General features: G+C 72.1%; 2 protein-coding genes. Both read left to right on the top strand.

Annotation, left to right across the window (positions count from 1 at the left end):
- Positions 1-1,128 (top strand): anhydro-N-acetylmuramic acid kinase (locus D7W79_RS41785; protein WP_244222275.1); only part of this gene is annotated, 1,128 nt, incomplete at its 5' end.
- Positions 1,125-1,729: GTP-binding protein (locus D7W79_RS41780; RefSeq protein WP_244222274.1), on the top strand; the 605-nt coding region annotated here is incomplete at its 3' end. The genes D7W79_RS41785 and D7W79_RS41780, both read left to right, overlap by 4 nt.

The raw sequence follows: 1,729 nt of genomic DNA, 5'->3' as shown, positions 1-1,729 counted from the left end.
CCCCGGCTGTGCGTGGGCGTGCTGTCCGGCACCAGCGTGGACGCGGCGGACGCGGCGCTGTGCCGCGTGGAGGGCACGGGCGCGGACGTGGCGCTCCAGCTGGTCGCGCACGTCTCACGCCCCTTCTCCCCGGACCTCGTCGCGCGGGTGCTGGGCCCGCAGGACGCCCGGAGCCTCTGCGCCCTCAACTTCGAGCTCGGTGAGCGCTTCGCCGAAACCGTCCTCGCCGTCATCGCGCGCGCGGGCGTGAAGCCCGAGGACATCCACGTCGTCGGCTCGCATGGCCAGACGATGGCCCACCTGCCCTCGGACCTGTCCCCCATCGCCTCCACGCTCCAGATTGGCGAGGCGGACGTCATCGCCGAGCGCACCGGCCTGCCCGTCGTCAGCGACTTCCGCACCCGCGACATGGCCGTGGGTGGCCAGGGCGCTCCGCTGGTGCCCTACCTGGACTGGGCCGTCTTCCGGAACCGCGAGCGGCCGGACGCCACGCGCGCGTTCCTCAACCTGGGCGGCATCGCCAACGTGAGCGTCGTGGGCGAGCACCTGGACGACACGCTCGCGTTCGACACCGGGCCCGCGAACATGGTGCTGGACGGCCTGGCGCGCCGGGTGACGCAGGGACAGCTCGGGTGTGACAGGGACGGGAGCCTGTCCTCGCGCGGACAGGTGATTCCGGGGCTCCTGGAGGAGCTGCTCGCGCATCCATTCCTCGCCCGTCCCCCACCGCGCAGCGCGGGCCGCGAGGGCTTTGGCGAGGCGCTGGTGGACCGGCTCTGGAAGGCGGCCCCGGAGCGGCCCCACGACCTGATGGCCACCGCGCGCGCCTTCACCGTGGAGGCCACCGCGCGCGCCTTCGAGACCTGGGTGCACCCCCGCTTCCCCCGGCTGGAGGCGGTGTATGCCTCCGGGGGTGGGACGCGGAACCCGGTGCTCATGGCGGACCTGCGGGCGCGGCTGGCCCCGGTGCCGCTGGAGCGGCTGGACGTGCTGGGCTTCCCGGAGGAGGCGAAGGAAGCGGCCCTCTTCGCCCTGCTCGCGGCCGAGCACCGGGCCGGGACGCCCGCGAATGTTCGCCCCGCAACTGGCGCAATGCGCCGAGTCGTTCTAGGTAAGCTGACACCGTGAGCAGCGTGAACCTGATGGCCCGCGAAGTGGCCGCGAAGATCGTCTTCTACGGCCCCGGCCTGTCGGGGAAGACGACGACCCTGCGAAAGGTCTACGAGACCGTTCGCCCGGCCCACCGCGGCGAGATGATGTCCATCGCCACCGAAGGCGACCGGACGCTCTTCTTCGACTTCCTGCCCGTGAAGGTGGAGCGCGTGGGCGACTGCTCCGTGCGCCTGGCCCTCTACACCGTGCCCGGACAGGTCTTCTACAACGCCACCCGCAAGCTGGTGCTCCAGGGCGCGGACGGCGTCGTGTTCGTGGCGGACTCGCAGGCGGAGGCCATGGACGCCAACCGCGAGTCCCTGGCCAACCTGGAGGAGAACCTCCTGGAGAACGGCATCCGGCTGGACCGCTTCCCGCTGGTGATGCAGTGGAACAAGCGGGACCTGGACAACGTCCTCTCCGTGGAGGAGCTGCGCCGGGAGCTCAACCCCCGCGGCGTCCCCGACTTCGAGTCGGCCGCCACCAGCGGCCGCGGCGTGATGGACACGCTCAAGACCATCACCCGGCTGGTCATCAAGGACCTGCGCGCCAAGCGCATCGTCCCGCCGCCCCGCCC

The sequence above is a fragment of the Corallococcus exercitus genome (assembly GCF_003611585.1).
In the GTDB taxonomy this organism is placed as follows: Bacteria; Myxococcota; Myxococcia; order Myxococcales; family Myxococcaceae; genus Corallococcus; species Corallococcus exercitus.
Note: the sequence above shows the minus strand (reverse complement) of the source record. Positions and strands in the feature narration are given on the sequence as shown.